Source organism: Xenorhabdus bovienii (assembly GCF_024721015.1).
Lineage (GTDB): Bacteria > Pseudomonadota > Gammaproteobacteria > Enterobacterales > Enterobacteriaceae > Xenorhabdus > Xenorhabdus bovienii.
Genome location: NZ_JANAIF010000003.1, coordinates 123,157 through 138,274 on the forward strand (window position 1 = coordinate 123,157; position 15,118 = coordinate 138,274).

At 40.8% G+C, this 15,118-nt stretch carries 16 protein-coding genes and 2 pseudogenes; 14 read left to right on the forward strand and 4 right to left on the reverse strand.

The features are described from left to right. Positions 1–87: 87 nt before the first annotated feature. The 3 genes from NXS07_RS01820 (at position 88) to pip (ending at position 1,779) form a co-directional block, all read left to right on the forward strand. Entirely contained in the window at positions 88–270 is a 183-nt protein-coding gene (locus NXS07_RS01820) for a YoaH family protein (RefSeq protein ID WP_038188767.1), read from the forward strand. A gap of 101 nt (positions 271–371) precedes the next feature. Continuing rightward, positions 372–746 (forward strand): protein YebF, encoded by a 375-nt coding sequence (yebF, locus tag NXS07_RS01825; RefSeq protein ID WP_038188771.1) that lies wholly within the window; start codon positions 372–374, stop codon positions 744–746. Positions 747–825: 79 nt separating this feature from the next. Next, positions 826–1,779: a prolyl aminopeptidase gene (gene pip, locus NXS07_RS01830; protein WP_038206640.1), complete on the forward strand. Its 954-nt coding sequence runs from the start codon at positions 826–828 to the stop codon at positions 1,777–1,779. Between the two features lie 48 nt (positions 1,780–1,827). On the opposite strand, the gene NXS07_RS01835 is transcribed toward pip, so the two are convergent. Continuing rightward, positions 1,828–2,058, reverse strand: a complete 231-nt coding sequence (locus NXS07_RS01835; protein ID WP_038188777.1) for a DNA polymerase III subunit theta — start codon at positions 2,056–2,058, stop codon at positions 1,828–1,830. 333 nt (positions 2,059–2,391) lie between these two features. Here NXS07_RS01835 and ftnA point away from each other — a divergent pair, with 333 nt between their 5' ends. The 8 genes from ftnA to htpX all read left to right on the forward strand — a co-directional run bounded on the left by ftnA (position 2,392) and on the right by htpX (position 9,948). Further along, positions 2,392–2,895, forward strand: a complete 504-nt coding sequence (gene ftnA / locus NXS07_RS01840) for a non-heme ferritin (RefSeq protein ID WP_038196455.1) — start codon at positions 2,392–2,394, stop codon at positions 2,893–2,895. Positions 2,896–3,119: 224 nt separating this feature from the next. After that, positions 3,120–3,506: a copper homeostasis periplasmic binding protein CopC gene (copC, locus tag NXS07_RS01845; RefSeq protein WP_038206644.1), complete on the forward strand. Its 387-nt coding sequence runs from the start codon at positions 3,120–3,122 to the stop codon at positions 3,504–3,506. Beyond that, on the forward strand, positions 3,506–4,450 hold the full coding sequence (gene copD / locus NXS07_RS01850; RefSeq protein ID WP_038206646.1) for a copper homeostasis membrane protein CopD: 945 nt from the start codon (positions 3,506–3,508) through the stop codon (positions 4,448–4,450). Before copC ends, copD begins: the two co-directional genes overlap by 1 nt. A gap of 86 nt (positions 4,451–4,536) precedes the next feature. Then, positions 4,537–4,890, forward strand: coding sequence for a YebY family protein (locus tag NXS07_RS01855; protein ID WP_038206648.1), 354 nt, complete (start codon positions 4,537–4,539; stop codon positions 4,888–4,890). A gap of 585 nt (positions 4,891–5,475) precedes the next feature. Further along, positions 5,476–5,973 carry a free L-methionine (R)-S-oxide reductase MsrC gene (locus NXS07_RS01860; protein WP_038212729.1) on the forward strand — a complete coding sequence of 166 codons (498 nt, stop codon included), beginning with the start codon at positions 5,476–5,478 and terminating at the stop codon, positions 5,971–5,973. 95 nt (positions 5,974–6,068) lie between these two features. Beyond that, positions 6,069–6,791, forward strand: a complete 723-nt coding sequence (proQ, locus tag NXS07_RS01865) for an RNA chaperone ProQ (protein ID WP_046336799.1) — start codon at positions 6,069–6,071, stop codon at positions 6,789–6,791. Between the two features lie 19 nt (positions 6,792–6,810). After that, on the forward strand, positions 6,811–8,883 hold the full coding sequence (gene prc, locus NXS07_RS01870) for a carboxy terminal-processing peptidase (protein ID WP_258086057.1): 2,073 nt from the start codon (positions 6,811–6,813) through the stop codon (positions 8,881–8,883). A 180-nt stretch (positions 8,884–9,063) separates the two neighbouring features. Continuing rightward, positions 9,064–9,948: a protease HtpX gene (htpX, locus tag NXS07_RS01875; protein WP_258086058.1), complete on the forward strand. Its 885-nt coding sequence runs from the start codon at positions 9,064–9,066 to the stop codon at positions 9,946–9,948. Between the two features lie 152 nt (positions 9,949–10,100). Here htpX and NXS07_RS01880 read toward each other — a convergent pair whose 3' ends face one another. The 3 genes and pseudogenes from NXS07_RS01880 to hxpB all read right to left on the reverse strand — a co-directional run bounded on the left by NXS07_RS01880 (position 10,101) and on the right by hxpB (position 13,314). After that, positions 10,101–11,492, reverse strand: coding sequence for an L-cystine transporter (locus NXS07_RS01880; protein ID WP_038206660.1), 1,392 nt, complete (start codon positions 11,490–11,492; stop codon positions 10,101–10,103). A gap of 355 nt (positions 11,493–11,847) precedes the next feature. Continuing rightward, positions 11,848–12,429: a metal-dependent hydrolase gene (locus NXS07_RS01885; protein ID WP_038206663.1), complete on the reverse strand. Its 582-nt coding sequence runs from the start codon at positions 12,427–12,429 to the stop codon at positions 11,848–11,850. A 238-nt stretch (positions 12,430–12,667) separates the two neighbouring features. Beyond that, positions 12,668–13,314 (reverse strand): annotated as a pseudogene (gene hxpB / locus NXS07_RS01890) (hexitol phosphatase HxpB). A 95-nt stretch (positions 13,315–13,409) separates the two neighbouring features. On the opposite strand from hxpB, the gene NXS07_RS01895 reads away from it, so the two are divergent. The 3 genes and pseudogenes from NXS07_RS01895 to NXS07_RS01905 all read left to right on the forward strand — a co-directional run bounded on the left by NXS07_RS01895 (position 13,410) and on the right by NXS07_RS01905 (position 15,008). Further along, the gene (locus tag NXS07_RS01895; protein WP_258086059.1) at positions 13,410–13,571 is read left to right on the forward strand and encodes a hypothetical protein; all 162 of its coding nucleotides are present in this window, start codon (positions 13,410–13,412) and stop codon (positions 13,569–13,571) included. A gap of 11 nt (positions 13,572–13,582) precedes the next feature. After that, positions 13,583–14,320: pseudogene (locus tag NXS07_RS01900) on the forward strand (phage minor tail protein L). A 145-nt stretch (positions 14,321–14,465) separates the two neighbouring features. Then, on the forward strand, positions 14,466–15,008 hold the full coding sequence (locus NXS07_RS01905; RefSeq protein ID WP_038222440.1) for an Ail/Lom family outer membrane beta-barrel protein: 543 nt from the start codon (positions 14,466–14,468) through the stop codon (positions 15,006–15,008). Positions 15,009–15,118: the final 110 nt, after the last annotated feature.

Sequence of the window (15,118 nt, forward strand, 5' to 3'; positions counted from 1 at the left end):
GACTTGAGATAAAAGCGTCTATTAAAACCTATTGGGTATATAATCCCGCTTGTCATTAATTGTGAACGTATATTTGAGGTTATGGTCATGTTTTCAGGTATGCCGGCATTATCCCATGAAGAACAGCAAGTTGCAGTAGAAAGGATCCATCAGTTCATTTCAGAAGGTATGAGCAGTGGGGAAGCTATTGCTATTGTTGCTCAAGAGTTGAGGGAGAAACATCAGGGCAAGGAGCAGATCCATGTTTTATTTGAGGATGACGAAAAATAACCGCAACGCATTTTTAACAAAACTCACATAATTACTTTCTATTACATGTTAGTTTACCCCAACATTTAATCCATATTATTTGGGTGGTAATAGGAGGTAATATGAAGGCAAACCAATTTATTCATCGTATTGGGTTATTGGGAACAGGCATTCTGCTTTCCGTTTCATTGACTACTGCGTCAGCCGCTGAAAATGATCACGTGGCGAAGTTTGTTTCTTGCAAAAACTTAACCAAAGACCAAATAGCAGCACAGGTCAAGCAAGATTTCTTACAAAATCGTATTCATCACTGGGATAAAGACAGGAAACAATTAGGAACTTCAAAACCCATTGCATGGGTAAATGTCAATGATATGACTGGCGATAGAAATGCGTTACAGGTTCCGCTTATTGTTCGTGGCTCCCAAAGAGACAAAAGTTACAATGTCACAATTGATTGTCAAAAAGATACAATCAATTATAGTGAGGTAAAGTAAATAGCTTGTCATGATAACTTTAAATGTATTCGGGATACTGGGAGTGTATCTCGTTTTATTTAACCAGTGAGAGGTCTTTATGGCGGAACTACGAAAACTCTATCCGGCTTATGACGCGTACCAAACGGGATATCTGGATACCGGAGATGGACATCAGGTTTACTGGGAACTGTGCGGCAATCCAAAAGGTAAACCTGCGGTATTCATTCATGGAGGCCCTGGTGGAGGGATCGCAAATTATCATCGACAGTTATTTGACCCTGAGTGCTATCATGTCATGTTGTTTGATCAACGTGGTTGTGGGCGCTCCAAACCCCATGCCAGTCTTGAAAATAATACCACATGGCACTTGATTGATGATATTGAGCGTCTGCGTAATTTGATGGGGGTTGATAGCTGGCTGGTTTTTGGCGGTTCATGGGGGACAACTTTGTCTCTGGCTTATGCTCAGAAACATCCGAGCCGTGTATCAGAGCTGGTGTTAAGGGGTATTTTTTTACTTCGTACCCAAGAATTGCATTGGTATTATCAGGACGGTGCTTCCCGGTTTTTCCCAGATAAATGGGAACGCATGATATCTATCCTTTCTGAGGAAGAACGCGAAGATGTAATGGATGCTTACCGTAAGCGCTTGACGAGTGATGATCCAGAAGTACAGTTGGAAGCTGCCCGTTTATGGAGCCTTTGGGAAGGTGAAACTGTAACATTATTGCCTTCTGAAAATGCAAATTCATTCTCAGAAGATAAATTTGCCCTGGCACTTGCTCGTATTGAAAATCACTACTTCGTCAATAACGGTTTTATGGATAATACACAGCAGTTATTGGACCATATTTATCTTATCAGGCATGTTCCTGCGGCGATTATTCATGGACGTTATGATATGGTGTGCCAGTTACAGAACGCATGGGATCTGGCAAAAGCATGGCCAGAAGCGGAGTTGCATATTGTAGAAGGTGCTGGTCATTCCTTTGACGAAGCAGGCATTTTACACCAGTTGATCAAGGCGACTGATAAGTTTGCTGGAAAATAGCTGAGATAACCACCACTTAAGTGGGTGGTTATCTTCTTTGTCCCATCCCTAACGGCTTCTGGGTTCATAAGGTAAGCGTGAAAAATACCTTGATTGCTGGCGGTAATGATTTAATCTCTGCCGGAAATATTCTCGCAGGTGCTGTGGTTGAGATTGTTCAACCGTGTCAGGAATGACAGGCATGTTATAGCGTTCTTTAAATGCAACTCCTGATGCAGCTAAATCAACATTGACCTTATCCATTTCATCTTTAGATAACTTGGCTAAGTTATGAACCATCATATCCTCTCTAAAAAATAACATTCATTTTTACGGGATAAAATTAATCGAGTCCTCTTTATTTAGCAAGTTGTTTAATTGTGGTAAAAATAACCAGCTAAACATTAATAATATCAATTATCATTTTTATTAGCTGTTTATTTTTTTAATTAGATATTTAGTTAAATAAAAGTGATTTTTATTTTCTTATATTTAATGAGATTTATTCTTATTATTTATTTTAAATAAATGCTTAATTATCAATTGATTAAATATTTTTGTTTTATTTTTGTTTTATTGAGTTTTAATAGGCATAATATGCGAACTTTAATAAGTTACTAGGAGTATGGGTTGATGTTAAAACAAGAAATGGTTAAGAAATTAAATGAGCAATTAAATCTGGAGTTTTATTCTGCCAACCTATATTTGCAAATGAGTGCATGGTGCAGTGACAAAGGATATGAAGGCGCGGCGGCATTTCTGAGAGCTCATTCACAGGAAGAAATGCAGCACATGCAGCGCCTGTTTGATTATTTGGGTGACACGGGAGCAATGCCTGTTCTCGGTGCTGTTCAGGCTCCTCCAGTTGAATTTAACTCCATCTCTGATGTATTTAATCAGACCTATGAGCATGAAAAACTGATCACAGAAGAGATCAACAAGCTGGCTCATGTAGCGATGATGACACAGGATTACTCTACTTTTAACTTTCTACAGTGGTATGTTGCTGAACAACATGAAGAAGAAAAACTGTTCAAATCCATTCTGGATAAATTGGGTATGGTAGGTGAAAGTGGCAAGTCACTGTTCTTGCTGGATAAAGATCTGAAAGGGTTGTCTGTACCAGCACATGCCTGATAGATAAGCAAAATAAGCTCATCTGGCTTTTTTACCGTAATTTCCGCTTTTTCGTTTGTTTTTGTGGCAGGAATTACGGTTCTTTTCATTTTTGTCCTCATTTTTGCGTAGTGGTTCACAGGCCATGACTTTGGCCGCAGATTATCACAGATTAAACCTGTTTTTTGATATAGAATCCCTATTTAGGTATGAAAATTCACCTGTATATTAAAGGGTTATCTATTATGTCCATTCTTAGCATCCGTTCATTCTGGGCTAAATTATCTGCTCTGGCCGTTCTATTTGTCGGAATGTCTTGTCAACAGGCTTTGGCTCATGCGCATTTGAAAGACCAGACGCCAGCAGAAAACACAACGGTTGAAGCCGCTCCACAAGCTATAACTTTGAGCTTTTCAGAGCGTATTGAGCTTGGGTTCAGTAAAGTAAAACTGATTGGCCCAGAAAAGAAAACCGTCAAAACGGGTAAGCTAGAGCTTGATCCTGACACTAAGACCAAATTAATTCTGCCAATTGAAGATAAACTTGCAGCAGGAGAATATAGCGTCGACTGGAGCGTGCTCTCTGTCGATGGCCATAAAACAAAAGGCGCTTATAACTTTACCGTAAAATAATGATTTCGCTTGAGGCATTATACGTACTCTGCCGTTTCTTTCATTTTGTGGTAGTCATGCTGATGTTTGGCCTTAGCTTGTTTACTACCATGCTTGCTTCAGGCCGTTTTTCGGTACTGATGAAAGAACGGTTAAGAGTCGGAGTTTCAATCAGCACTGTGCTGGCCTTAATAACCTCAATAGTCTGGTTTATCATACAGACAGGATTAATGGGGGATGGCTGGCATGATGTTTATCAGTTCGATATTTGGCTAGCCGTGCTGGGAACGGCCTTTGGTCAAGTGTGGAAATGGCAGCTATTGGTTGCAGCACTTGCTGTTGCGTGTTTGTTCTTTGTTCATACTAAAACTAGAAATTTCTTATTGTTGGGCTGCTCTGTTATTTTGCTGTCAAGTCATGCTTTCATTGGTCATGCTGCAATGCATGAGGGGAATATCGGGTTGTTACTTCAGGCTAACCAGATTGTTCATTTACTAAGTGCTGGTTATTGGTTTGGTGGCCTGTGGCCTTTTTTGCTGTGTTTGCAATTCTTAAGGCTGAAGAATACATTGAATTCTAACTTATATCGTGATGGTACATATAGCGGTTATATAGTAGACAAGCTATCTGGTGAAAGTGTAGCTGCAATGCGGAAATTTTCGAATTATGGGCATTTTGCCGTTTTTATGGTGATCATCACGGGTATTGTGAGCAGCATTATTTTAATCCCAGACTGGCCAGTTTTCAGTACCACCATTTCTGAGTATCAATCAATGCTGTGGTTGAAAATTGCCTTGGTTGCTGGCATGGTGCTTTTGGCGCTGATCAATCGTTATATTCTGGTACCCAGGTTAAATCAGAAAAGGCGCTATGAATGGTTGACCATGAATAGCTGGTTGGAGATTATTCTGGGAACATCTGTACTGTTATGCATAGCCATCTTTGCAACGGAACCGCCCGTATGATTCCTGAGTGATAAATGTTGATTTGGCTATATAAACACGAAAGTGATCGGTAGAATCAGGCGCATATGTCTATCAGAGGAATTATAATGAAACGAGTATATTGGGTTTTAGCTTTTTTGTTTTTCTCTTTTCAGAGCATTGCCGCACCAATACAAACTGTCAGCAAATTGCAGTTTGGGAAACAATGGGCCTTTACCCGTGAAGAAGTTATGCTTGATTGCCGCTCGGATGGGGCGCTATTTGTGATTAACCCCAGTACATTAATGCAGTACCCGTTGAATGATCGTGCAACACAGCTTATGGAATCCAATAAAATCATTGCTACATCGTTAAATAAGATCCTTTTAGATGATCCTGAGCATTCCAATCAAAAAATGAGTATTGAACCATTCCAAAAAGCGGCATTAGCTTTATGTGACAATACACGCGACAAAAAATAACTATAAGTTGACACTGCTAGTGTGAAGAGCAACCTAGTCACAGTCTGTGAGAGACGAAACTTGGTAAATCATTGCATGTCAACTACGCTTTAAGTGGTAGGTTGTTCTACGTCTCAATGGTAGTTTTTAGCGCAAGGCTCTTTGATAGAGCCATTTTCCATAGGCCGAGTAGAGGAGTATACTCGGCCTTTTTTTTGTTTTTTTTACCATATGGCGCCGGAAATTTTACTTTTTTCAATAAATTGTTTTTTCTCCTGATATATATTAAGTGAATAGAAATCAAACAACCTTCAGTATATTGATAAGGTGTTTTATTATAATAATATGAACAAGGACACGGATCTGACTGCAAGTCAGGCGAGTTTTTAATATAAATTGTGATATTTACCCGAATTTTATAAGTGAATATTGGTAAAAATAATTAAAGAAAATTCTAATTCAGGGATACAAACGGTATTCTAGAAGGATGCCTGCCATGATGACAGACTATTGTTCAAAATAGTTTATAGATAGCAGGGCAGTAACTTTGATGTTAATATTTTGTCTTAATAACGTTAATTAATTTGGTCGTTATAATAGGGGCGTATGGATAAGCATAAATTTTATCAGGAGCTATCAGATAGCTTGATGGCTCTATTGTCAGGTGAATATGATTTAATCGCTTCTCTTGCCAATACAAGTGCATTGTTAAGTGATCGTTTGGATGATGTTAATTGGGTCGGCTTTTATTTGGTGGATGGTAATACTCTAGTTTTAGGGCCATTTCAAGGTAAGATCGCTTGTGTTCGTATTCCTATAGGAAAAGGGGTATGTGGAACTGCTGTGGCAAAAAATAGCATTCAGCGTATTTCTGATGTACATGCTTTTCCCGGTCATATAGCTTGTGATGCCGCCAGTAATGCTGAAATTGTCCTTCCTTTGGAAATTAATGGGCAAATTATTGGCGTATTGGATATCGACAGCACTGTTTTTGAACGGTTTGATGAAAATGATGAACATGGCTTGAAAGCGCTTGTTATCAGGCTTTGTAAGCATTTGGGGCAATGCGTCGTGCCAAAATATCTACAACAGAACGTAACTTAACATACGTATAACGTGGCATTTATCAGTAAGGCTATTATAATGTCGCCTGTTCATGCCTGCGCTGGTTGGCAAAACCGTTGTAATCAGGAAATTTCATGGAAACTGAACCTAAGTTGAATAGTAGTAAAGAAGTCATTGCTTTCTTGGCGGAGCGCTTTCCGCTCTGTTTCGCAGCAGAAGGTGAAGCACGTCCTTTAAAGATCGGGATCTTTCAGGATATCGTTGAACGTATTCAGGGTGAAGAATGTTTAAGTAAAACACAGCTTCGTTCTGCTTTGCGCTTGTATACATCCAGTTGGCGCTACCTTTATGGTGTTAAAGAAGGTGCCCAGCGTGTTGACCTTGATGGTAATGCGTGTGGTGAGCTGGAAGTGGAGCACATTGAACATGCGCGTCAGCAACTGGCAGAAGCGAAAGCGCGAGTACAGGCTCAACGGGCTGAACAACGTGCCAAGAAACGTGAAACCGAAAACGCATCTGACAAAAAAAGCGAACATCCTGTGAATAAAAAGGCGGCACCTCGTCGTCAAGCATCAGGTGATGGTGAAAAACGTTCATCTAGTTCGCAAAATCGTCTGCAACAGTCACGTAAACCAGCAGATAACGTTACAAGAAAAATTGCACAACCAAGAATTTCACAACCTGAGTTAACCTCAGTCACAGACGTATCCTCTTTGAAAGTCGGGCAGACAATCAAAGTAAATGTAGGTAAAAGTTTAATGGATGCTTCTGTGCTCGAAATTGCAAAAGATGGTGTAAGAGTGCAATTACCTACTGGTCTGGCAATGATTGTACGCGCAGAACACTTAAAGTTCTGATACGGAGGCCAACTTGGGCATGAACAAACTCATTAATTTGGCTTTCGTTTTAGGTCTATCATTTTCTGGTATAGGGTATGCAAATACTGCTAATGTCATCGGTAGCAGTACCATTAATGGGAACAATGCGCCTGTTATTGCCCTCAGTCAATTGCCAGATTTAAAACCGGAACAACAACATTCAACCGTGAGTAAGCGGATTGTTTCTCGCTTTTTGCGTTCTCACTACCGCCATTTTTATCTGGATGTTGCTTTTTCAGGGAAAGTCTTTGATCGCTACCTGAACGCATTAGATTATGGCCATAATGTTTTTCTTGCATCAGATATTGCCCAGTTTGCTGAACAGAAAGGGCTTTTAGGTAAAGCGCTTGAAAATGGTGATTTAAGGCTGCCTTATGCTCTGTTTAACTTGATGCAGAAGCGCCGTTTCGAACGCTATCAATATGTTCTTTCTCGCTTGGAACAGCCTGTTAATTTAGATGGCAATGATACGTTTGAAACCGAACGTACTAAGGCTCCGTGGTCGACCAGCGTTGAGGAATTAAATAAACTCTGGGATGCCAAGATTAAATCTGATTGGATAAATCTCAAACTGTCTGGTAAAGATGATAAAGAAATCAAGGAAATACTTACCAAACGTTATCGAACTCATCTAAAACGTCTTAATCAAAGTAAGAGTGAGGACGTTTTTCAAATTATCATGATGGCTTTTGCGCGTGAAATAGACCCTCATACTAGCTATCTTTCACCTAGCAATACAGAGCAATTCAATTCAGAAATGAGCCTTTCTCTTGAAGGAATTGGCGCTGTCTTACAATATGATGATGAATATATCGCTATTCGTTCACTGGTTGGGGGAGGCCCCGCAGCGAAGAGCAGTTTACTGAAAGATGGGGACAAAATTATTGGGGTCGGGCAAGCCGGGAAGCCAATCGTAGATGTTGTCGGATGGCGTCTGGAAGATGTTGTGACTCTGATAAAAGGGCCGAAAGGAAGTAAAGTTCGCCTTGAAATCATACCCAGCACGAAAGGGGCTAAAAATCATATCGTCACGTTAACTCGTGAGAATATTCGCCTTGAAGATAATGCAGTTAAGATGTCAGTGAAAACGGTAGGAAAAGAAAAAATTGGCGTCCTTGATATACCGAGTTTCTATGTTGGCCTGACTAACGACGTGAAAATACAGCTGCAAAAATTGACCAAACAGGGCGTTTCCTCAATTGTCATTGATTTACGATCCAATGGTGGTGGAGCGTTAACTGAAGCTGTATCGCTGTCTGGTTTGTTTATTTCTACTGGTCCGATTGTTCAGATCCGGGATAATACCGGTAGAATAAAACAAGACTCGGATACTGATGAAGCAATATATTATAAAGGTCCTCTAGTCGTTTTAGTTGATGGCAGGAGTGCTTCAGCATCTGAAATTTTTGCTGCTGTTATGCAAGATTACGGCCGAGGCTTAATTGTTGGTGATCCTACTTTTGGTAAAGGCACCGTTCAGAATCACCGTTCTCTAAATCGTATTTATGATCAGATGTTAAAACCTGACTGGCCAGAGATTGGTTCAGTGCAATATACTGTTCAGAAATTTTATCGGGTGAATGGTGGCAGTACTCAGCTTAAAGGTGTAACTCCTGATATCCTTATGCCAACAGCGGAAGAGCCTGCTGATATAGGCGAAAGCCAAGAAGACAATGCGTTACCGTGGGATAGTATTCAGCCAGCATCTTATCCCTTCTCAAAGGTTATTTCAGCGTCGGTGCCGTTACTGACTCAATTGCATAACCAGCGTATTGCCAATGCTCCTGAGTTTAAATATATCAAGCAAGATATTGCTTATTACAAATTAATAAAAGCTCGTAATGGCGTTTACTCTCTGAATTATGCGCAGAGAGAGAAAGAGAATAAGGAGTATGAATCAATCAAGTTGAATCGTATTAATGAGCGCTTTAAACGAGAGGGTAAAAAGCCGCTCAAGTCACTTGATGATTTACCGAAAGATTACAAAGGGCCAGATCCCTACTTAGATGAATCGGTACAAATTGCTCTAGATTTGGCACATCAACCAGCCGAAATAACTCTGACGAAGTGATTGTAAAGTTCGTTACAGATAAAAGGCCGACTTGGTAGTCGGCCTTTTTTGTAACACTGTAAAGTTATGTTGATTCTATCGCTTAACATCTTAAAAAAATTGAATAATATGGTCTGAATCCCCATATTTATGGTTTAGCTCTTAGTTGAACTATTTGATAATTAAAGGAAACAAATTTATATGATGCGAATAGCCTTGTTCCTTCTCACTAACCTCGCGGTCATGGTGGTGTTTGGGATAATACTTTCACTCACAGGAGTTCAGCGAAGTAGTGTAGCTGGCCTCATGATTATGGCTGGTTTGTTTGGTTTTGGTGGTGCGTTCATTTCTCTGTTAATGTCGAAATGGATGGCATTGCGTTCTGTTGGTGGTCAGGTCATTGAAAAACCTTCCAATGAAATGGAATTGTGGCTGATGGAAACTGTTCGCCGTCAGTCAGATCAGGTTGGTATTACCATGCCACAGGTAGCTATTTACAATGCTCCTGATATTAACGCATTTGCGACAGGTGCACGTCGTAACGCTTCGTTAGTTGCTGTCAGTACTGGGTTGCTGAACAATATGAGTCGTGATGAAGCGGAAGCTGTTATTGCTCATGAGATCAGCCATATCGCTAATGGTGACATGGTAACGATGACGTTGTTGCAAGGAATTGTGAACACATTCGTTATTTTTATCTCGCGTATCATTGCACAGGCGGCATCAAGTTTTCTGTCTAGCAATGATAATGAGAATGAAAGTAGCAGCAACGGTAATCCAATTGTTTATATGGTGCTTTCAATGGTGCTGGAGATTGTATTCGGTATTCTGGCAAGCATTATTACCATGCGGTTCTCCCGTTACCGTGAATTTCACGCAGATGCAGGATCAGCGAAACTGGTTGGGCGTGAAAAAATGATTGCTGCGTTGCAACGTCTTAAAACCAGCTATGAGCCTCAAGAAGAGGATCGTATTATGGCATTCTGTATTAATGGTAAGTCTAAGAGCTTCAGTGAATTGTTCTTATCTCATCCCCCATTAGATAAGCGTATTGAAGCCCTTCGCAGTGGTGAATATATAAAGTAATGCCATAGTGATTTGCTCTGTTATGGCCTGAAGTAAATATTCAGTAAACATAAAGCCGGGATTTATTATGAATTCCGGCTTTTTTATCGCTCTTTTGAGCAAAATTTGGTTTTATTGAGATACAAAGGGGACGGGATTTTATCTGATGCAGATTAGGACTGACTTAATCCTACCTCTTCATCTTGCTCTAATATTTCCTTGTTAGTTTTACCCATCAATTGACTAGTGATTGTGCCAGCTGTCATTGCACCATTGACGTTTAATGCCGTGCGGCCCATATCGATAATAGGTTCAACAGAAATCAGCAGTGCGACTAAAGTCACGGGTAGCCCCATAGCAGGTAAAACAATCAGTGCTGCGAATGTTGCACCACCACCAACACCAGCGACACCTGCAGAGCTGATTGTCACAATACCGACGAGAGTCGCAATCCACAGGGGATCGAAAGGGTCAATACCGACGGTTGGGGCAACCATTACCGCTAACATAGCTGGATAAATACCGGCACAGCCATTTTGACCGATAGTCGCACCAAAAGAGGCAGAAAAACTGGCAATGGATTCTGGTACACCAAGGCGACGGGTTTGTGTTTCAACATTCAACGGAATACTGGCAGCACTTGAACGGCTGGTAAATGCAAACGTCAGAGCCGCCCCGGCTTTTTTGAAGAATTTGATCGGGTTGATGCCAGTAAGTGCCAAAAGCCCTCCATGTACGACAAACATCAAACCAAGGGCAATATAGGAAGCAACGACAAAATTGCCCAATTGTGCGATATCGTGAATGTTGGAGCTGGCAACGACTTTAGTCATCAGAGCCATAACGCCGTATGGTGTTAGGCGCATAACCAGCCTGACTAGTTTCATTGCCCATGCTTGCAGGGTATCAATGGCAATAAGAGCTCGCTCACCACGTTCATGGTCATCTTTAAGCATTTGTAATGCAGCGATACCCAGAAACGCGGCAAAAATCACAACACCGATAATTGAGGTAGGGCTTGCTCCAGTAAGGTCAGCAAATGGATTTTTAGGAATAAAAGAGAGGATAAGCTGTGGCACACCCAGATCTGCAACTTTGCCGATATAATTTGTTTCAATAGCAGACAGGCGCGCCGTTTCTTGTGTGCCTTGAATTAATCCTGCAGCAGTCAGACCAAACACATTGGCGATAATGATGCCGATTAAAGCCGAAATTGCAGTGGTGAACAACAAGGTTCCAATTGTCAGGAAACTGATTTTCCCTAAAGCAGACGCTTTATGTAAACGTGCGACTGCACTCAGAATAGAAGCGAAGACTAATGGCATAATGACCATTTGCAGTAACTGCACGTAGCCATTGCCGACGATATTGAACCATTTAATTGATTCTTTCACGATGACATTGTGTGCACCATAAATGATGTTCAATGCCAGCCCAAAAACAACACCCACGACTAGGGCAACAACAACTTTTTTGGACAGGCTCCATTTATTTGAGCTCGCTTTTGCTAATATTATAAGTAGTGCTACAAAAACCAGTACATTAATGACGAGTGGTAAATTCATCCCTAGCCTCCAAAGTTTCTAACTATATGATTTTTTTTGTATGGTATTTAATCGCGCTAGGTTATAACGGAACGTTATACCATTTAATAGATAAGAAAACATGGTATCAGCATAAGAAAAGTCTTACTTATAATTAAATGGAATTAAATATAATGATTTTTTACTATCTAGTGCAATTGGTTATATGGCCTTATGTTATTACATTTGATTTTCGTCTGATTTTTGCTGATTGACGATATAATTTGCGGAGTTACACATAGTGATTTAAGTGCAAGAAACAAAAATTATTTATGTTTTGGAGAATGACCCCATTGAGGAAATGGGGTCACGAACTGATAAGGATATATTTAATCTGCTACTTATATAGGTTCTGTAACTTGTCAATTTGCAACTTATCGATTTGTAATTTATCAAAATAGTGGTAGATAAACGAAAAATCAATGTGATGTGGAAGGAGAATGGCAATGACGACTACCAGCACAGCAATAAATCGCTCCGCTTTTTTGCGCTCCTTTCCTCTAAGAATAGGGATACAGAAACGTATTCTAAGTGGCCATAAGAGTGGAATGCCTGCGGGTGTAAGCATATCAGCAATCAGATGGCTGATATAACCCACAATCATTGCATGAAAAACGTCAGTTGGAATGGGCCAACCAGACGGTATTTCAGCCTGGAAGAGAATAATTCCTACCACCAGAGCTAGTAAGCTGTGAGTAAATCCACGATGCCCGCATAGTCGTGCAATAGGAATTGATATAAAACGGAATAATCTACCTAACGTTGAACTGGGATGATCAATATCAGGTAACAATGAGGCCAGAAGTACCCCAGGAAGCATATGAAGCCAGTCTCCCTGTGCTATTTCTGGTGTAATTTCTAGCTGGTGAGCCAATACGAGGCTGGCAACTGAAAAGAGGAGATGCCCTTCTGCTGTCATAACGATTTATATTGATTATTTATACTGATTGCTGTTTATACATACAGTGGGGCAGTATAGAGGGTTTTTCACAAGTATGATAGGGGGTAAATAAGATAAATCTGTTATTTATTAATATATAACACTAAGATTTAATTGATTTTTACCTAGAGCAGCTAAGATAAAGTACATTATGATGAATATTTGCGCTGCCGTGTAGGGAAAATACAAATCAAAAAATGGCAGCGCAGAGCAACTATCAAGTAATGTTTTCTATGGTTAACTCTTCCAGTGAATTTAACTTAATATCAGCCAATGACCAGCGGGGGTCATCAAAATGGTGGAAGGCAGGAATCACAATAGAGCGCATTCTTGCTGCTTTGGTTGCTACCATACCGTTGAAGGAATCTTCCAGTGTAAGGCAATTAATAGGGTTAACCTCTCAAGTTGGCTAGCTGTCTGCAAATACACTTCAGGATGTGGTTTACTGTATGGTAAGTTTGCAGCAGAAACTACAACATTGAAATAATGTCTCAAGTTAAACAATTCAAGTACTTGCTCGAGCATATTATGGAGGGATGCAGAAGCCAGACCGACTTTAAGGCCATGTTTATGGCAGAGGTTTAAAGCGTATTCGCCGCCGGGAAGCAGGGGACGGTTTTCTTTGACTAACCGGATGACATGGTTGATGATGCGCTGTTCAACTTCCTTTTTTGAGGTGCCTTGCCAAGGTGATACCTGATACCATAGTTCAACCACCTTATCGATGCGTAATCCCAGTGTATCAGGCAATTTATTCGCCAAAGATAAGTCCAGTCCCAATTCACCAAATACAGTTTCTTCTCCTTGCTCCCAGTAAGGCTCTGAATCAATAAGCAGACCATCCATATCAAAAATGGCTGCCATTAGTCATTGATCTTCATTAATAGTCATTTATAGTCATGTATTTTTTAATCTCTGAGGGTTATATTCCCCGCCCCTTGGGGCGAACTACCCTGTAGTTGGCTATTGGTTTTGATACCCCGCTGCTTGCGGCGGGGTTGTTCATTTGGCGCAATCCGTTATCTGAGCTGGGACTGTATCAGGCCGGAAAATTCAATATACAGGCCAACGGGGCTTATTTCACTTTATCCGTCACGTTCACCCGCGTTTATCATCCGTAGAAGGTTTATCTATGACAATCAATGCCACTCTCCAGCGTCTTGAGCCGGGGAGCAAGATTCTATTGTTTTCGGTCGATGGCTCGGCCTTTGGTGGGCCAGAGCTGTATTTTCATAATCACCCTATCCCCTACACAGAAGATGAACTGGAAAACTCTGATCAGTTACCGATGAAATCTATCTGGTGGCAAGGTCAGGAGTATAAACCGTGGCCTGTCAAAATTGAAGGACTGGGGGTCAGCAGTGATGGCAGTGCAGCCTCACCGACACTCAGTGTGGCCAATATTGACGGCACTATCAGCGCCATGTGTCTGGCATATCAGAATATGGCGTAGGCTCGTGTGACTGTCCATATGACCTTTGCGCATTATCTGGATGCCCGTAATTTTCCCGAAGGCAACCCCGAAGCCGATCCCACGCAAGAGAAAATAGACGTCTACTATATTGATAGTAAGACACATGAAGACAATACAGAGATTCATTTTGCCTTGTCTTCTCCGGCTGACCTGCAAGGGATACGAATTCCGACCCGTCAGATTCATAGTCTGTGTACGTGGTGTATGCGTGGCTTATATCGAAAATCCCCATGCAACTACATGGGTGATCGTTATTTTGACGAAGACGGAAATCCGACCCATGACCCATCACGAGATTCTTGCGGTGGACTGATGAGTGATTGTAAAGCCCGACATGGTGAGGCGGCGCAATTGCCGTTCGGCGGTTTCCCCGGTTCTGCGTTACTGAGAAAGTGATAAACCCACTATCTGTAAATTTCAGAAATGTCCTCAGTGATTTAGGTCGAATTTCAGAAAGCACAAAAAGATAAAAAAAGGTTTTCTATATCCGCCTTTTCTCTATAATGCTGCCTTTGCTTTTTTATTACCTAAGGATTTAATTATGAAAAAATTAGTTTTGGCATCATTAGTTGCCGCAGGAATGTCTATTGTGTCAATGGGAGCTTGTGCGGCTGGTGAAAGCACTATTTCGGCAGGATATGCGCAGAGCCATGTTAAGTCTGGGGGTGATAAATTAAAAGAAAACCCAAAAGGTTTTAATATCAAATATCGCTATGAATTTGATAATAATTGGAGTGTGATTGGTTCGTTAGCATATACTCATCAAGGGTATGAATATTATTACGGTGGACACAAAACGGGTACTGTTGATTTAGATTATTACTCATTGACAGCGGGCCCTGCGTATCGCATCAATGAATATGTGAGTGCTTACGGCTTAGTTGGCTCGGGTCATGGTAAAGTGGAAGCCAAAAACAAGATAAATGGATCTTCACACAGCGAAAATAAAACTGAACTCGCCTATGCTGCTGGCTTACAGATTAACCCGATCCCTAATATAGCGATTGACGCATCATATGAATATTCAAAACTTGGTGAAGTCAAAGTGGGCACATGGATGATTGGTGTTGGTTACCGATTCTAAAAAATTAATTTAAATATAATTTAACCCGCTTTGGCGCTGAGGGATCCCCACAAATTAGCGCTAATAAATCAAAACCATGTTTTGGTAGATTTTGGCGAGATATTTGAGTG